General features: G+C 72.2%; 15 protein-coding genes. 7 read left to right on the top strand and 8 right to left on the bottom strand.

Features of this window, described 5'->3' with window-relative positions; genetic code table 11:
- Positions 1-231: 231 nt before the first annotated feature.
- Positions 232-885 (bottom strand): hypothetical protein, encoded by a 654-nt coding sequence (locus tag OIE67_RS10650; protein WP_326639051.1) that lies wholly within the window; start codon positions 883-885, stop codon positions 232-234.
- Positions 886-1,094: 209 nt separating this feature from the next.
- Here OIE67_RS10650 and OIE67_RS10645 point away from each other — a divergent pair, with 209 nt between their 5' ends.
- Entirely contained in the window at positions 1,095-2,573 is a 1,479-nt protein-coding gene (locus OIE67_RS10645) for an Nramp family divalent metal transporter (protein WP_326639050.1), read from the top strand.
- Positions 2,574-2,672: 99 nt separating this feature from the next.
- Here OIE67_RS10645 and OIE67_RS10640 read toward each other — a convergent pair whose 3' ends face one another.
- A complete protein-coding gene (locus OIE67_RS10640; protein WP_326639049.1) occupies positions 2,673-3,650 on the bottom strand; it encodes an ArsR/SmtB family transcription factor in 978 nt (325 codons plus the stop codon).
- A gap of 230 nt (positions 3,651-3,880) precedes the next feature.
- Between OIE67_RS10640 and OIE67_RS10635 the strand changes: the two genes are divergently transcribed.
- Together OIE67_RS10635 and OIE67_RS10630 are read left to right on the top strand one after the other, a co-directional pair.
- Entirely contained in the window at positions 3,881-5,065 is a 1,185-nt protein-coding gene (locus OIE67_RS10635; RefSeq protein WP_326639048.1) for an MFS transporter, read from the top strand.
- 59 nt (positions 5,066-5,124) lie between these two features.
- Entirely contained in the window at positions 5,125-5,394 is a 270-nt protein-coding gene (locus OIE67_RS10630; RefSeq protein ID WP_106249683.1) for a GlsB/YeaQ/YmgE family stress response membrane protein, read from the top strand.
- A 120-nt stretch (positions 5,395-5,514) separates the two neighbouring features.
- On the opposite strand, the gene OIE67_RS10625 is transcribed toward OIE67_RS10630, so the two are convergent.
- From OIE67_RS10625 to OIE67_RS10615, 3 genes are all read right to left on the bottom strand, one after another.
- Positions 5,515-6,498 (bottom strand): sporulation protein, encoded by a 984-nt coding sequence (locus OIE67_RS10625; RefSeq protein ID WP_326639047.1) that lies wholly within the window; start codon positions 6,496-6,498, stop codon positions 5,515-5,517.
- Positions 6,499-6,584: 86 nt separating this feature from the next.
- A complete protein-coding gene (locus tag OIE67_RS10620) occupies positions 6,585-7,970 on the bottom strand; it encodes a GH39 family glycosyl hydrolase (RefSeq protein WP_326639045.1) in 1,386 nt (461 codons plus the stop codon).
- A gap of 119 nt (positions 7,971-8,089) precedes the next feature.
- Positions 8,090-9,265, bottom strand: a complete 1,176-nt coding sequence (locus OIE67_RS10615; protein ID WP_326639043.1) for an SGNH/GDSL hydrolase family protein — start codon at positions 9,263-9,265, stop codon at positions 8,090-8,092.
- Between the two features lie 118 nt (positions 9,266-9,383).
- Here OIE67_RS10615 and OIE67_RS10610 point away from each other — a divergent pair, with 118 nt between their 5' ends.
- A complete protein-coding gene (locus OIE67_RS10610) occupies positions 9,384-10,079 on the top strand; it encodes a TetR/AcrR family transcriptional regulator (protein ID WP_326639041.1) in 696 nt (231 codons plus the stop codon).
- Between the two features lie 45 nt (positions 10,080-10,124).
- On the top strand, positions 10,125-12,239 hold the full coding sequence (locus OIE67_RS10605) for a SpoIIE family protein phosphatase (protein WP_326639039.1): 2,115 nt from the start codon (positions 10,125-10,127) through the stop codon (positions 12,237-12,239).
- 36 nt (positions 12,240-12,275) lie between these two features.
- Here the strand turns inward: OIE67_RS10605 and OIE67_RS10600 are convergent, their stop codons facing one another.
- Positions 12,276-12,641: a hypothetical protein gene (locus OIE67_RS10600; protein WP_326639037.1), complete on the bottom strand. Its 366-nt coding sequence runs from the start codon at positions 12,639-12,641 to the stop codon at positions 12,276-12,278.
- A gap of 144 nt (positions 12,642-12,785) precedes the next feature.
- Here OIE67_RS10600 and OIE67_RS10595 point away from each other — a divergent pair, with 144 nt between their 5' ends.
- Together OIE67_RS10595 and OIE67_RS10590 are read left to right on the top strand one after the other, a co-directional pair.
- Complete coding sequence (locus OIE67_RS10595) at positions 12,786-14,915, top strand: serine/threonine-protein kinase (RefSeq protein WP_326645303.1); 2,130 nt, start codon at positions 12,786-12,788, stop codon at positions 14,913-14,915.
- 156 nt (positions 14,916-15,071) lie between these two features.
- Positions 15,072-15,833 (top strand): FHA domain-containing protein, encoded by a 762-nt coding sequence (locus OIE67_RS10590; RefSeq protein ID WP_326639034.1) that lies wholly within the window; start codon positions 15,072-15,074, stop codon positions 15,831-15,833.
- A 10-nt stretch (positions 15,834-15,843) separates the two neighbouring features.
- Here OIE67_RS10590 and OIE67_RS10585 read toward each other — a convergent pair whose 3' ends face one another.
- A complete protein-coding gene (locus OIE67_RS10585; RefSeq protein ID WP_326639032.1) occupies positions 15,844-16,530 on the bottom strand; it encodes a response regulator transcription factor in 687 nt (228 codons plus the stop codon).
- A 34-nt stretch (positions 16,531-16,564) separates the two neighbouring features.
- Positions 16,565-16,951, bottom strand: coding sequence for a VOC family protein (locus tag OIE67_RS10580; protein ID WP_326639031.1), 387 nt, complete (start codon positions 16,949-16,951; stop codon positions 16,565-16,567).
- Between the last annotated feature and the right edge of the window lie 35 nt (positions 16,952-16,986).

Below are 16,986 nucleotides of genomic sequence, written 5' to 3'. Positions count from 1 at the left end.
TGATGGTGGCGCCGTGATGGTGGCGCCGTGGCGGTGGCGCGGTGAGGGTGACGTCGCGAGGGCAGCGCGGGCGGGGACGTGCGCGGGCCCGCGAGCGTGGCGGGCGCCTGGGGGTCGTCGTGCTGGGGTGGGGCGAGGGAGAGACCATGAGGTCCCGGGTCACATGGCAGTGTCCCGGGACCGAACCGGAATGACCTTCACAACCGGCTCTGACCGGCCTTGGGTCCGGTGTTAGAAGCGGGCGTACCAGCCGGGCCAGCCGTAGCCCTGCCAGCCGCGCGGGGCCCAGACACCGCGCAGGTCCCAGCCGTGGTCGTGGCCGTGGCCACGGTCCCAGCCGCCGTTCCAGCGGCCGTCCCAGCCGCCGTCCCAGTGACCGCGGTCCCCGTCCCAGTGACTGCGGTCCCCGTCCCAGTGACTGCGGTCCCCGTCCCAGTGATCGTTGTGGCGCCAGTCGCCCTGGTTCCACTGGTCACGGTTCCAGGAGCCGTTGTCCTGCCAGTCACCGGCCTCTTCGTCGTAGCGGGCGTCCTCGTGAGTGACGTCCTCGTGCGTGTCCTCGTGCGCTTCCTCGTGCCGAACGTTCTCGTGCTGCGCCTCGTCGGTCTCCGCGTCCTCGTACGCGACGTCCTCGTACTGGTCGACCTCGGGCTTCGCGGCGTCGTGCTCGACGGCCTCGTGCTTGACCTCTTCCTGCTTGCTGCTGCAGGCCGAGGCGTCGCGGCGGCCCGCGTAGACGCCCCATGCGTCGATGCGCAGCGAGTGATGCGCATCGGCCACGCTCAGGTCGCAGACGACCGGCTGCGCACTGGCCGGCGTGGCCATGCCGATGAGCGCGGCGGCGGTGACGAACGCGCCACCTGCCGCTATGAACTTACCTTTCATGATCTCCCCCTGTAGTTACCCTGTGGCAACGCTTCCTCACTCTACGTAGTCAATCCTGTTAGGTCGCGTAACGCCACGCGTGGACAACTCGTCACGTTGACCACCTGTCTGAGCCGATCCCGAGCAGGCCCGAGAAGCCGCGACACCGGGCAATTGGGTCTTGTGATGACCGCCCTTCGGGATCACCCTGAACGGCAGGAGGCACTGACATGTCGCACCCACTCGGAGTCAGCCGTCCCGACCTCGAAGTCACCGATCTGCCGACCCCCGAAGAGGTCTTCAAAGTCCCCCGGCTCGGCATCAAGGAACTGTTCAAGTACGCCGTCGGTCCGAGCCTGATCGCGCTGGGCATCTCGATCGGCAGCGGCGAGTGGCTGCTCGGCCCCCTCAGCGTGGGGCAGTACGGATTCGTCGGCGTCGGCTGGGTCATCGTGGTGTCGGCCCTGCTGCAGACGTTCTACAACGTCGAGTGCTCGCGCTACGTCCTCGCGACCGGCGAGACGCCGGTGGTCGGGTGGGGACGGGTGCCGCCGGGCTGGCCCCTGTGGGTGCCCCTGTCGGTGCTCATCGTGATCTTCGCCTTCATCGCGGGCGGGTGGGCCGCGTCGGCGGGACAGGGCGTGTTCGCGCTGATCCACGGCGTCGCCCCGGGAGCGGACGACGCCGAGCCGCGGCTGTACGCCATCGGCCTGCTCGTGCTGGTGTTCCTCATCACCGCCGCCGCCCGCCGGATCAGCCGCGCGCTGGAGCTGGCCAACTGGATCATGGTCGGCACCATCCTGATCGCCCTGCTCGCGGTCGACCTGCTCGTGGTGCCGTTCAGCCAGTGGTGGGAGGGCATCCGCGGGTTCCTCACCCCGGCCGCCCCGCCCGCCGGGATCACCGCCACCCAGCTCGGCGGCCTCGCCGGCTTCACCGCCCTGGCCTCGGGCCTGAACTGGTACGTCATGGGCCACTACCGGGACAAGGGCTACGGCATGGGCTACCGGGTCGGCTACATCTCCGGCCTGCGCGGCGACCGCAAGCCGATCCTGGCCAGCGGCGTCACCTTCCCCGACGACGACCGCAACCGGGGCCTGTGGCGGCGCTGGTACCGGCTGCTCATGGTGGACATGTGGGGCGTGTTCTTCGTCGGCGCCATCCTCGGCATGCTGCTGCCCACCCTGCTCATGTCGCAGGCGGTCGCGATGTCGGGCGAGAAGCCGACCCGGGCGAACGTGCCCACGTTCGTGGCCACCGCGCTGGGCGACCAGTACGGGCAGGTGGTCTTCTACATCTCGCTCCTGGTGGGCGTGCTGATCCTGTTCTCCACCCAGCTCGGCATCTTCGAGGCGATGGTGCGGGTGACCACCGACGCGGCCAACGCGACGAGCCCGCGTCTGCGCCGGCTGATCGAGGGCGACCCGCGGCGCTTCTACTACCCGTTCATGCTCCTGCTGCTGGTGATCATCTCGATCGTCATCTTCCAGTCGCTGCCCGTGGGGCTCGTGGAGTGGTCGGCGAACATGTCGAACCTCGGCGCGCTGGTGTATCCGTTCCTGCTGATGTACCTCAACAGCAAGCTGCCGCGCCCGGCGCGCCCGCGGCCCTGGCACTACGTCATCCTCGTCCTCAACTTCCTGTTCTTCGGGTTCTTCTTCGTCAACTTCATCGCCGACTTCATCGGCGATCCGCTGGTGACGTTCTGACCGGGAACTGCTCACGTTCGTCGAAGTGATCCGAAGGGCTGTTCGGTCGCCGGCTTGACCGGCGTGCCGAACAGCCCTTCGGTGACCCCTTCTCGCGGGTCAGCCGCGGTGGAACAGCTCCAGCAGCTCCTCCGCGCGGCGGGTGCGCCCCACCCACACCTCCCGGCCGCGCCGCTCCCTGGTGATGAGCCGCGCGGCGCGCAGCCGGTCACAGTGGTAGGTGATGCTGCTGGGCGCGACCTGCAGATCCATCGCCAGCATGCTCATCGTCATCGGCCGGCCGATCTTGCACAGCAGGTCCGCGCGTACCGGGCCCATCAGCGCCGACAGCTCGTCGCGCAGCGGGGCCGCGGGCCGGCGCCACATGCTCTCCGCGCCGGGCACCGGGTACGCGATCCACACGGCCTCCTCGTGGTCCAGGCTGACGATGACGGCGTCCTTGCCGGCCAGCATCGGCACCAGGACGATCTTCCTGTTGCCGAGGTCGAAGCGGCTGGACTCGACGTCGGAGATGAGCAGGCCGCGCTCGCCGTACGCGATGCGGTGGTTCAGCGAGCCCAGCAGCGGCTCGACACCGCCACGGACGGCGGCCAGGCCGACCCGGCCGACCTCCCTGTCGAGGAGGGGGCGGGCGCGCTGCCAGAGGGGTTCGACGGTGTTCCAGACCTCGGACAGGGCGCTGGCGTAGCCGTGCAGCCAGGCCCCGGGGTGTTCGGCGGCGGAGCGCCAGTGCGCGGGCAGCGGCCCGTCGCTGAACGCCTGCTCCAGGTCGGTGATCAGGCGGTCGGGCGGCAGTTCGCGCAGGGCGGCGGCCTGCACGGGGACGTCTCCGCTCGCGGGGGTGCTGGGGACGATGCAGTCGGGGACGACGGAGTATCCGGGGGCGGCGAGCGGGCGTACCGCCTGGTGTCCTGGCCGGCCGACGCGGGACCTGAGCGCCTGGCGCCAGAGGTCCGGCAGGCCGCGGTGGCGGCCCGCGAGGGCGTCGCTGATCATGGCCACGGCCGTGAGGTGCGGAGAGATCGAGACGGACAGCTGAGGAGTGGCGGTCATGCGCAGCTCACTCCACACGGTCATGCTGGTTACGTCGGCTCCTCGGGGGTTGACTGGATCGGGCAGTGAGTCAACTTATTGCGGCCACTTTCTCCGGACTTACAACCCGATTGCAGACAGCGCGGCGCCGAGCGCCGCCCGCTGCAAGGACACTTCTGACGCTATAAGACCGAGGGCCACACCTTCCCCCAAAATATCGACCTATATGGTCATGTACGTGCTGTGCGTTATAACGAGGCGGAACCGGCTGCCCGATGTCTGAGCCGTCGCGGCGGGCGCTCGGCGTGCTGCTGGCCCACGCGGTGACCACGCAGGTGGTCACGTTCGTGCTGCGGCCGACGATGGCGTACCGGGCGATCGAGCTGGACGTGCCGTCGGCGTGGCTGGGCGTGCTCGGCGCCAGCTTCGCCATCGCCCCGCTGCTGCTGGCCCTGCCTGCCGGGCACGCGGCCGACCGGTACGGCGAGCGGCGCATGGCGGTGGCCGGGGCGCTGACCCTGGTCGCGGCGGGGATCGCGTTCCTGACGCTCGGGGACACCGTGGCCGGCCTGGTCGCGGCCGGGATCCTGCTCGGGACCGGCCACCTCGGCTGCGTCATCGCCCAGCAGGCGCTGGTGGCCAACACCACCCGCAGCGGCGGCCACGACGCCGCGTTCGGCCGCTACACGTTCGCCGCCTCGCTGGGCCAGGCGGCCGGGCCGGTGCTGATCTCGGTGTTCGGCGGCGAGCAGGCCATCCCCGACACCGGCGCCATCTTCCTGTGGTCCTGCGGCCTGGCCGTGCTGCTCGTCGTGCTGTCGGCGCTGCTGGCCCGCAGCCCGCGCCCGGAGGCCGGGGACCGGGACGACGGCGGCGGCGTGCGCTCCCTGCTGCGCCGCCCAGGGCTCGCGTACGCCCTGATCACGAGCTGCGTCGTGCTGGCCGCCGTGGACATCACGCTCGTCTACCTGCCGGCCCTGGGCACCGAGCAGGGGCTCACCGCCGGCACGATCGGCCTGCTGCTGACCGTCCGCGGCCTGGCCTCCATGGCCTCCCGGTTCTTCCTCGGCCGCCTGTCCCAGGCCGCCGGGCGGCGCAGGCTCCTGGTCACCAGCACGGTCGCGGCGGCGGTGGCCATGCTGCTCACTCCCCTGCCGATGCCGCTGTGGCTGCTGCTGGGCGTCCTGCTCGTGCTGGGCTTCGGGCTCGGCGTGGGGCAGCCGCTGACCATGTCGTGGCTGGCCGAGTCGGCGCCGCCCGGCCTGCGCGGGCGGGCGATGTCGCTGCGGCTGGTCGGCAACCGGACCGGGCAGATCCTGCTGCCGGGGGCGGCGGGGCTGGTCGCGGCCGGGCTGGGGGCCGGGGGCGTCCTCATGGTCACGGCGCTCGGCCTCGGCTGGGCCGGCGTGGCCGCGCGACGACTCCCCGCGGACGGCGGGGAACACGGCGGGAAACTCTGAGGACCGGTCGTACGTTGACGCGGTGACGGGAGATCGCCGGCCTTCTTCGGAGGCGCAGCATGGAAATCACCGGAATCATCTCCGGCCTCATCGTCGGCATCGTGATCGGCGTCCTGGGACGGCTCGTCGTTCCCGGCCGCCAGCGCATCCCGATCTGGCTCACCATCGTGATCGGCGTGGTCGCCGCCCTGATCGGCACCGCGATCGCCGCCGGGCTGGGCGTGGCCGACACGGGAGGCGTCGACTGGATCGAGCTGGTCATCCAGATAGCGCTCGCCGCGCTGGGGGTCTCGCTGACGGCGGGAATGTACGTCAAGCGCCGCGAGTGATCCCGGCCACGGGCGGCGGCCACCGGGCTGGGTGGGGCCGCCGCCCGTGATCGGTACCGCGCGGTCAGGGGCGCGTGGCGGGCCGGTCAGGTGACGCGGACGTCGCCGGGCACCCCTCCGTCACCAGTCGCCGCCCTCTTCGTCCCCCTCGAAGAACTCCTCCACGACCTCCTCGACGACCTCACCGGCGACGAGCCCGCCGACCACCCCGGCCGCGCCGGCGGCGGCCACCATGCCGAGGCCGGGACCGCCGTGGTGGCCGTGGTGCCCATGGTCGTGGTGCCCGTGATCGTGGTCGTGGTGACCGTGGTGGCCGTACGAGGAACCCGGGTGGCCGTACTGGGAGAGGCCGTCGAGCCAGCGGCCGAGCTCGCCGGCCCAGTCCGTGCTCAGGGCGTCCTCATGACTGACGTGGAAGCGGCCGACGGCGTCGCTGGACGAGTAGCGCCCGCTGCGCTTGTCGGCCTCCAGGACGACGTCAAGACCGGCCGGGTTCGCCACGAAGGACACCTCGACCTCGCCGACGACGCCCGCGTACTGCCCTGACGGGTAGAACTCGATCTCCTGGTAGAACGGCAGCTCCTGGTGCACCCCGTACAGCCGCCCCGCCTCCAGGTCGGCCGACTTGAAGGCGAAGCCGAGCCCGAGGAACGCCTCCAGGATGCGCAGCTGCGACGGCAGCGGCTCGACCGCCACCATGTCGAGGTCGCCCTTGTCGACGGCCTTGGCGATGGCCAGCTCGGTGCGCACGCCGACCGCCATGCCGGTGAGCGGCTGCCCGCCGATCTCGCTGATCGGCGCCTCCCACGGGACCGGCAGGCTGAAGCCGATCACGCGGTCCTCGCCCTTGCGCAGCGTGAAGGGTCCGGACACCTGGGCGCGGGAGAACTCGCCGAGCCCGGCCGCCTCGCCGTCGCCGTGCTCGATCTCGACCCTGGCCACCAGGCCGAGGGTGACGTGCTCGATCTCGGCGTCGAAGTCACCGCCCTTGAGCCGGACCTCACCCTCCAGCGTGCCGCCCGGCTGGGTCCGCGGCGTGGACAGCACGGTGTCCACCGAGGGCGCGCCGACGCCGAACGCGCCCAGCATCCTTTTGAAGACCAAGGCTCTGTACTCCCTGTCGAAGATCGTTTGTCTGCCGCCGCGTCAACGATCGGCATGAGGCCGGAGTTCCGGCCCTCCCCGACAGGTCAGCGGCCGCTCCACTTGATCTCGTACGCCTTGAGCGCGAACTCCTTGCCGTCCACGGTCGTGCTGACCGCCTTGCCGGTCGTGTTGACCAGCAGCAGCTGCTCCGGCTGGGCCAGCACCCTGACCGCGGGGTCGGAGGAGTCCACGGATTCGATCCGCGCCCCGGCCGGGAACCACTTGGCGAAGCCGGTCATGAGCCGGCCGGTCGGCGTCAGCGCGCCGCCGCGCGGCTCCCACATGCAGCCCTGGCACGGGCCCTGCTTGGCCTGCGGGTTCCAGTAGAGCGCGGTGGCGGCGCCGCTGCGGGCGAACTCCATCATGGACGCCGCCTGCACGGCCAGCCGCTTGGGCTCGTCCCAGCTGGTGCCGTCCTCGGGCACGAAGTACCACTCCGACCACCAGACCGGCAGGTCGTCGGTCTTCTCGCGCAGCCACTTGGTGACCGCGCTGAACTTGCTCAGCGCCCCGAACTCGTCGGGCAGCAGCTCGTGCGCGTCGGTGACCGAGGCGCCGTCGACCACGATGAAGTCGGCGCCCTTCTTGTGCTCGTACCAGTAGTCGAAGGCGTCGAGGACGTTCTGGTTGACCACGCCCCAGTCGCCGCGCAGCTCGGAGTCGCCGCCGTTGTTGCTGTCGAAGCCGATGTACGGGCCGCCGACCTGCGCGTCGGGACGGGCGGCCTTCACCGCGTCGTAGACCTTGTTGTACATCTGGGTGTAGCCCTTGTAGTCCGCGGGCTTGGCGTGGTCCTTCCAGAAGCCCTTGAACTCGTTCCACACCATGAAGTACTTGACGTCCTTGTACCGGGTGGCGACCGCGGCCGAGAGCTTGGCGAAGTCGTCGAAGTGCTCGGGGTAGGGGGCGTCCTCCAGGTGCTCGCCCCAGGCCGACTCCTCCGTGGGGCCTTCAGGGCCGCCCTTCATCCAGTCGGGCGCGCAGCAGAGCGTGATGACCGGGGTGGCCCGCGACTGCCGCATGACGCTGATCCGGCTGTCGAGGTCCTCCCAGTAGTACTGACCGGGATACGGCTCGGGGTTGAGCGCGCCGAAGCCCATGATGTGCTGGTTCTGCAGCATCGGCGTACCGGCGAGGGCGCCCGCGACGGCCTGCTCGAACTCACGCGTGACGTTGTTGGCGCTGGTGCCCGTGTGGGTGAAGCCCCAGCGGGGCCAGCCCTCCTCCACCGACGGCGCCTTGGCCGCCGGGCTCGCGCTCTCCGTCTCGGGCGCGTCGGCGCTCTCCGTCGCCGGCGGCGGGGCCCCCTGCTCCGCCTGACCTGTCGCGCCGCAGCTCGCCACGACGACGGCCAGGGCGCTCGCCCCGGCCGCACAGGCGGTGGCCCTGCCAAACCGCCGCCACCACGATCCCCCGGTTGTCCGTGCCACCCGATTCTCACCTGATCCCAACGCTGAACATGCCGCTCGTAGCGTTCCATGGCGGGACCGACAGGGGCACATCGGGGGTAAAGACTCACAGCTAATCGTTATGTACGGGCGGTTGCGGATCAGCGGAACAAGGCGTCCGGGACGGCGTCGGCGAGGGCCTGGTAGCCGGCGGGGTTCAGGTGCAGGTGGTCGCCCCCGTCGTACGCCGCGGCGAGCCGTTCATGACGGGCCGGGTCGCGGACCGCGCGGTCGAAGTCGATCACCGCGTCGAAGCGCCCCGACGTGCGGATCCACGCGTTGACCGTCTGACGGGCCGCCTCCCGGTGGCCGAGCGGGTCGTCGTAGGGGTCGTGGCCGCCGAAGGGCGTGAGCGTGGCCCCGTAGACCAGCAGGCCGCACGCGTGGGCGCGCAGGACGATCTGGTCGAAGGCGGCGATCAGGTCCGCGGCCGTCCCGGCCTGGGCGGCGGCGGTGGGTTCCGCGGTGCCGAGGTCGTTGACGCCCTCGAAGACCACCAGCCGGCGGGCCCCGCTCTGGGCCAGCACGTCCCGGTCCAGGCGGGCCAGGGCGCTGGGGCCGAGGCCGTCGTCGAGCACGCGGTTGCCGCCCGCCGCCTGGTTCGCCACGGCCACGTCCGGCCCGAGGCGGGCGGAGAGCCGGTCGGGCCAGCGGTCGTCGCCGTTGGTGGTGGAGCCTCTGCCGTCGGTCAGCGAGTCGCCGAGCAGGACGACCGTGGCCGTGCCTGGGCCGGCCCACGTCTCGACGCCGCTGATCAGGTACCAGTGGTCGACGGCGGTGGCGGCGGGCAGGAAGGCGGCGTCCACGTGGTCGCCGGTGGCCAGGTGGGAGGTGGTGCGCGATCCGGGGTGGGAGGTCAGGGCCGAGGAGCGCTGACCTTCTGCCAGGTGGACGGTGACGGTGAGGACGGATCCCGGCGCCAGGTCGGCCGCCACCGGGTCGGACACGACGTGGGCGCCCATCGGGACGACGGCGGACGCGCGGCCGGAGAAGGTGACCGGGTGGGAGGAGCCCGGCCGGATGCCGTTCACGCCCGACGCCCCGTCGAGGGGCAGCGCCACCGCCACGCGGGTGAGGGGCAGGGGCGCACCGCCGAAGGCGTTGGACAGGCGCAGCCGGAAGCGCGGGCCGCCCGCCGAGACCCGTACGGTCTGGCGCAGGGTCGTGTCCGCCAGGACCAGGTCCTCCTTGGCGTACGGTGGCGGCGGCATGTTGCCGGGCTCGGTGAGCTGCGGCATCGCCGTCCAGGTCGTCACCCAGTGCCCGTTCGAGGTCATGTGCGGCGGCTCCTCCATCGGTTTCCGGCACGATACCGAACGGGTGCCGCTCGCTTTTTACCCGTGCTTGTCGATCAAGTCATAGGTTCGGCGGCGCACCCCGCTTAGGGTCGCGTCCATGGACTCTCCTCCAGAAGGCGGTGAGCGGCAGCTGATCCTGCGGGTGGCCACCAGGCTCTACTCCGCGCTCGGCTATGACAACACCTCCGTCGAGCAGATCGCCGACGCCGCCGGAGTGGACCCGGCGGACGTCAACGCGTGCTTCGCCAGCAAGCAGCAGCTCTATCTGGAGGTCATGGAGCAGGTCCGCGAACTGGTCACGACGGCCCTCCGGGCGCGGACGGACGAACTGGCGGCCGCGCCGCCCGAGGGCCGGGGAGAGGCGTTGCACCGGTTCATCGACGCCTACATCGACATGTGCGTGGCCCATCCCGAGATTCCGGCGCTGTGGATGCACCGCTGGTTGTCGGACGCCAGCGACATCTCCGAGGTGGAGGCGAGGGACGCCCAGCCGCTGACGCGGTTCATCGTGAACAGCGTGACCAGGCTGGCCGAGCCGGTGCGGGCGGACCCGCTGCACCTCACGTACACGATGATCTGGTGTGTGCACGGCTTCGTGCTCAGCGGGGTGCTCGACGGCCGCGGGATCAGGATCGGCATCGACGATCCCGCCCAGCTGGGACGCTTCCGCGCGCACATGCACCAGCTCTTCGGCCGGGCGCTCGGCCTGCCCCGCTCTCCGGCGAGGTCTCCGGGGCCACATGATCGGCCGCATGTGCCTTATGCGTGTATTCTGCCCGTATGGGGGGTTTGAGGGGACCGTCCGGCGCCTGCCGCGTGAGCGGGGACTGGTGAGACGGTGCCGGCGAGCGAGGTTGCGGCCCACGGCGCGGCGAGCGACTCGTCCCGCCTCGACGAGTTGCTGATCGGCTCCGTCACCGGCACCGGCGCCCACGTCGGCGCCGTCTACGTCCTCGACAGGAGCGGCAACCTGCTGCGCATGGTCACCGAGGTCGGCCTGCCCAGCCCGATCGCGCGGTCGTTCGCCCGGATCAGGATGACCGAGGCGATGCCGATCTCCGTCGCGGTCCGGGAGCAGCGCTTCATCTGGATCACCGGCCGCGAGCACCTGGCCCGCGAGTTCCCCGGCGTGGCGCTGTCGCTTCCGTATCAGTTCGCGGCGGCCCTGGCTCCGGTCTGCGCCGGCGACACCGTCGTCGGCGGGTTCTTCCTGCTCTGGCCGGCCGGCCGGGTCACCGAGCTCGATCCCGGCCAGATCGCCGTCATCAGCGACACCTGCGCCCGGCTCGGCGAGCTGATCAAGCGGGCGGCGGAACGCGGCCGGCCCATCACCGCCGGGGCCCAGCCGCGGGTCCTCGGGCCGCGCCCCGCCCTGGAGGCGGACCCGAGGGCCGACCTGGTCGCGCTGGAGCTGGTCAACCGGCTGCCCGAGGGGTTCTGCGGGCTGGACGTGGACGGCTGTGTGACCCTGATCAGCGCGCAGGCCTCCGACCTGCTCGACCTGCGCCCGTCCGACGTGGTCGGCAAACGGCTGTGGGAGGTGCTGCCGTGGCTGGGCGATCCCGCGTACGAGGACCGCTACCGCGCCGCGGTCGTGGGCCGCCGGACCACCCGCTTCGTCGCCCGCGACCCGGAAGGGCGGCGGCTGACGTTCGAGCTGTGTCCAGGGCTGTCCGGCCTCACCGTACGCATCACTCCGGCCGCGGTGTCGGGCGGCTCCGAGTTCGCACCCGCGGAGGGCGTGCCCCCGCCCCGGATGATCGCCGTGCACGACATCCTGCGGCTGGCCACCTCCCTCGCCCGGGCGATGACCGCCCAGGAGGTGATCGACCAGGTCGCCGACCACATCATGCCCGTCTACGACATCCAGGCCCTGGCCATCCTCACCGGCAAGGGCGGACGGCTGCGGGTGGTCGCCTCGCGCGGTTACAGCCGGCGCGCGGTCGAGGAGTTCGACGAGCGCCGCGCGATCCCGCCGGCCCACGGGGACACGCTGACGCCGGCGTTCTTCCGCAGCTGGGAGGAGCTGCGCGAGACCTACCCCGACGCCGTCCGCTCCGACGACATGGGCGCGTGGGCGTTCCTGCCGCTGATCACGTCGAGCCGGCCCATCGGCACGTGCGTCCTGGCCTACGACCGGCCGCACGAGTTCAGCATCGACGAGCGGGCCTCGCTCACCGCCCTCGCCGGGCTGATCGCCCAGGCGTTCGAACGTGCCCGCCTCTACGACGTCAAGCACCAGCTCGCGCAGTGCCTGCAGTCGAGCCTGCTGCCGCGCACGCTGCCCCGCCTGCCCGGCCTGGACGTGGCGGCCAGGTACGTGCCCGCCACCCCCGGCATGGACATCGGCGGCGACTTCTACGACCTGGTCCGCCTCAGCGACACCAAGGTCGCCGCCGTCATCGGCGACGTGCAGGGCCACGACGTGACCGCGGCGGCCCTCATGGGACAGGTGCGCACCGCCGTCCGCGCCCACGCGACCGCCGGCGCCAGCCCCGGCGAGGTGCTCGCGCACACCAACAGGCTGCTCACCGAGCTGGCCCCCGACCGCTTCACCAGCTGCCTGTACGTCGCCTTCGACCTGGACCGGCACACGGCGTGCCTGGCCAGCGCGGGCCACCCGCCACCCGTGCTGGGCCGCCCCGGCGTCCCCGGGCAGGTCGTCGAGACCTCGCCCGGGCTGCTGCTCGGCATCGACCCGGACGCCGAGTACGTCACCGCGGACGTGCCGATGCCGCCGGACTCCGTCATGATCCTCTACACCGACGGGCTCATCGAGGAGCCCGGCCTCGACCTGGGCGACTGCATCGCCGCCCTGGCCGCCGGCTTCACGCCGTCGCCGCGCCGCCCGCTGCACGCGCTGGCCGACTCGCTCATCGCGCAGGCCGGGGTCGAGCGGCGCACGGACGACATCGCGCTGCTGCTCGTCCGGGACGACCTCGCGCGGGGGTGACCACCGTACGGGCGGGACGACCTCGCGCGGAGGTGGTTACCGCACGGGCGACAGACGGAGCACCGCCTTGCTGCCCGACAGCGACAGGATGCGCACGCCGATGCCGTTGACCGAGCCGGTGGAGCCGCGGCCGAGCACCGCCTGCGACGACACGTACGCCCCCGTGCCGCGCACCTTGACCGTGCTGGAGTTGAACGCGATGGCCAGCCTGGTGATGCCGAAGCGGGAGCTGACCCGGAACGAGACGCTCTTGGTGAGGGTGAGCTTGCACTTGCCGTCGTAGCAGGCGCGGAGGTTCGGCTTGGCTGTCGCGGAGGCGGCGGTCGCGGTCGCGTGGGCCGCGACCGGGGTGAGGACGAGGGACGCGGCCACGGCGAGCGCGGTGCTGATCTTGACGGGCATGATCCTCCTTGCTGTCCGGAAATGTCATGAGGAATTACGGAAATCGGTAACCCTGGTCAATGGTGCGGCGATCCCTCCGGGACCGGTCCCGGCAAAACCCAGCGTGATCGATCTCTCACTCGTTAGCCTCTTTTCGTGCGCTTGATGCAGGGGCGGTCCGGAGCGGGGAAGCTCACGGCACGCCGGGGCACGACCGTGGACGGACGTTACCGGCTGACGCGGCCCCTCGCCCGCGGACTCGGCGGCGAGGTCTGGCTCGCCCGGGATCTGGAGCTGGGCCGCGACGTCGCGCTCAAACGGGTTGCTGTGGAGGAGGCGGCCGGCCTCGACCGGCTGTGGGCCGAGGCGCGGGCGCTGGCCAGGTTCAGCCATCCCCACGTGGTCACCCTCCATCACGCCGTGCGCGCGGGCGGGCGGCGCGGGCTCGCGCTGTGGCTGGTGATGGAGCACGTGCCCGGCGGCAGCCTGGAGGGGCGGGGGCCGCTGCCGGTGGGGGTGGCGGCGCGGATCGGGGCCCAGATCGCGGGCGCGCTGGCGGCCCTGCACGCGGAGGGCATCGTCCACTGCGACATCAAGCCGGGCAACGTGGTCGTCACCGGTGACGGCACGGCCAAGGTGGCCGACTTCGGGGCCGCGTACCGGGTGGGGGGCGCTGAGACGATCACCCCGAACAGCGCCGTCAGCTACACGCCCGACTACGCCGCGCCCGAGGTGGTGCGAGGGCGGCCGGAGCCGAAGTCGGACGTCTTCTCCCTCGGCGCCACGGTGTACGCCCTGGCCACCGGCCACCCACCCCGCCGCGGCGCCCCGCCGAGCGACACCACACCACCCGCCGACCCGCCCAGCGACGTGCCCGATGAGCCGCCCAGCAGTCCCTCCGGCAACCCACCCGATGAGCAGGCCGGCAGCCCCTCCAGCAACCCACCCCATGATCCGCCCAGCAGTCCCTCCGGCAACCCGTCTGATCAGCCGTCCAGCAGGCCGCGCGACCCCGCCGGGGCGCTCATCGCGGCGCGTCAGGCGGCCAGGGGCGCCGTCTTCATGGACGCCGACGCCGGGGCGCTGACCGGCGTACTGGCCGAGATGCTCCGGCGCGGCCCCGGCGACCGCCCGGACGCGGACGAGGCCCGGCGGCGGCTGGAGGAACTGGCCGACCCGGCGGCTCCGCTCCCCGCCCTCGGCGCCGAACCGGCGCGGTCCCGGTCACCGGCTCTCGGGTTCGGACGAAGCCCGCACCCGCACGCGACCGGCCGCGAGCGGATCGGACGCGGCCGGCACCGGCGAAGGGCGGCCGTGCTCGCGATGGTGATCGCCGGGATCACCGTGGCGGCATGGGCCTGGTGGTCGTGGACCCCGGGCTCTCCCCCGAGCCCCGCGGCCCGTACACGGGACACGCGGCAACCCCTCCACAGCACGAGCCCTGCCGGCGGGAATGTCATCGGCGACCCCCGCACCGCCGACCCGTGCGCTCTGCTCGACCCCGCCTCCCTCGGCCGCTTCGGCGACACCGAGCTCGACTCCGACTACGGCAACTTCGACCGCTGCGACGTCCTCATCGAGCCCGGCGGCGACAGCGTCGTGGACGTCCGGGTGGACTTCAACCTCGATCCCCCGCCGGAACGGGCGGCCGCGACCGCGAAGACCGGCATCGTCGCGGTCGTGAAAGAGCCGGGCGGCAGCGACTCGTGCGAACGCTCGCTGGCGCTCTCCGGAGTCACCGACACCACCATCACCGTCACGGCGAAACGGGACGACAAGGGCAAGGCGCCGCTGTGCGCCATCGCCGACGTCGCCACGGCGGACGCCGTCGAGGCACTCAACCGGGGCCCGATGCCCCGCCGCTCCCCCGCCCTGCCCCCGGAATCCCTGGCCGGCCTGGACGCCTGCACGCTGCTGCACGCGCGGGACCTCGAGATCATCCCCGGGGTCGACGCCGCCGACCCCGACCACGGCTTCGGCGGCTGGGACTGCGACTGGGCAAGCACCACCAGCGACCTCGGGCTCGACCTGCGCTTCGACCGGGGCCCCGAGCCGGACGCGGCCGGCGGCACGGCCACCCGCCTCAACGGCCGGCCCGCCTTCGTCAAACCGGAGGACGAGGGCGACGAGACCTGCCTGGTCCTGATCGTCCACCGCACCTACGCCGACCCGCACGGCCGCACCGCCGCCGAGACGGTACGCCTGCTGGTGCACGGCTCCCGTCCGGTGCCCCGGCTCTGCGCGATGGCCACCGACCTGGCCAGAGCCGTCTCGACCCGGCTGCCGCGCACGTGACTCCCCACGGGCTCGGGAGGTGAAGGGTCCGGGAGATGTTCAGGGAAAGAGCCCGGCCCCGCGAGCTCGCAAGGCGAAGGTCGGGGAGACGTTCAGGGAAGGGTCCCGGAGGCGTTCGGGCAGGCTTGAGGGAGCGACGAAGGAAGGCGGGCGAACATGAGCGCACCTGACAGCCTGGCGCGCGGCGTCGCGCCGGCCCCGCCGGGCACCCTGCACGCGCGTACGGTGCACGGCGGTGTGGAGGTGCCGCCCAGGGCCGGTCTCACCGTCAGGTTCGGCCGGGGCGAGGAGCCCGACGTGGACGTCTGCGTCGGTGAGGACGATCTGTGGGTGAGCCGCAAGCACGGCGAGCTGACCTTCCGCGAGCGCCGGTGGTGGCTGCGCAACACCGGCCGGCAACTGCTCCGGCTGCCCAAGGGGCGGCTGATGCACGCCACGACCGAGGCCGTGCCGCTGGCCGAGGGGTACACGCCGGTGTTCGTGCGCGGGTCGAGCTACCGCGAGCACCTGGTCGAGCTGTACGTCTCCGGCCACGACGAGGAACGCTCCCCGCGCCGCCGGGCCGAGACGCTGCCGCCGAAGCGGTGGTCGCTCGACGACGACGAACGCCTGCTGCTGGTCGTGCTGGGCCAGCGTTACCTGCTGTACGAGGAGGGCCCGCGGCCCCTGTCGTACCGGCAGGCGGCCGAGCAGCTGGCCTACCTTCGGCCCGGCGCCGACTGGCGGGAGCGCAGGATCGAGAACCGGATCGAGGCCGTACGCAAGCGGCTGCACGCGGGCGGCTTTCCCTACCCGCTGACGCACGACAGGACGGCCGGCGGGCCGTCGGACAACCTGCTGCACAACCTGCTGCGGGGGCTGGTGGACTCCACCACGCTGGTGCCGCCCGACCTGGACCTGCTGGAGGACGACGGGTGATCGTCGTCGGTCAGCGGGGCGGCTCGCGCAGGACGAAACCGGCGCCGCCGGCGGAGTGGAGCATGCGCGGGTGACCGTCCGACTCCAGCTTGCGCCGCAGCCCGCCGACGAACGCGTCCACCGGGCTGCCCGTGACCTCGAAGTCGTAGCCCCAGACGCGTTCGAGCAGCAGTTTGCGGGACATCGCCAGGCCGGCGTTGCGCGCCAGCACCTCCAGCAGGCCGAACTCGCGCCGCGTCACCCGCACCTCGCGGCCCTCCAGCGTGACCCGGCGGGCGGCGGGGTCGAGGGTCAGCGGGCCGACCTCGACGGTGACGGCGGGCGCGGGGGCGATGTGGCGCAGCAGCGCGCGCAGGCGCAGAACCAGCTCGTACAGGTCGAACGGTTTGATCACGCAGTCGTCGGCGCCGGCGGCCAGCCCGGCTGCCCGCTCCTCGACCTCGTCCCGTTCGGCGAGGATCAGCACCGGCGCGTGCGTCCCGGCCTCGCGTAATCGGGTACACACCTCGATGCCCGACATGCCGGGCATGGTGACGTCCAGCAGGATCGCGTCAGGAGGAGCGGCTCTGACGCTGTCCAGGGCGAGCGGCCCCGAGTCGACGGTGTCGACGGCGAAGCCCTCCATGCGCAGGCCGCGCCAGAGCGCGCGCTGCAGGGTCTGGTCGTCGTCCACGGCGAGAATCCGGTAGGCGGTCATGCGCGTGCTCCTCGTGGTGCTCGCGGCCCCGGAGTCAGCGGGCGTCGCGCCGCAACGGGTGGTCGGCCGGGACCTGCACCAGAACGATACGGTGACCGTCGGGATCGGCGATCCACAACTCGATCAACCCCCAAGGCTCGGTACGGGCCTCGCGCAGCACGGTGACGCCGGCCCGCCGCAGGCGTTCCTCCTCGCGGGTGACGTCGCGTACCTGCATCCACAGCGACACGCCGGGCCCGGCGCCGTCCGGCGAGCTGCCCGACAGCTCCAGCAGCCCCTGGCCCAGGAAGAAGACCACGCCGGGGTGGTCCGGCGGGCCGAACTCGCGGTAGACGGCCAGGCCGAGCGTCTCGGCGTAGAACCGGCGGCTGCGGGCCGGGTCGCGGGGACGCAACAGCACACGACTGCTCAGCACCTCCATGCCGGACCCCTTCCCCGCTCGCCCCGGCCCTTCCC

Origin of the sequence: Nonomuraea fuscirosea, from assembly GCF_035917475.1 — a bacterium.
Classification (GTDB): Bacteria; Actinomycetota; Actinomycetes; order Streptosporangiales; family Streptosporangiaceae; genus Nonomuraea; species Nonomuraea fuscirosea.
Note: the sequence above shows the minus strand (reverse complement) of the source record. Positions and strands in the feature narration are given on the sequence as shown.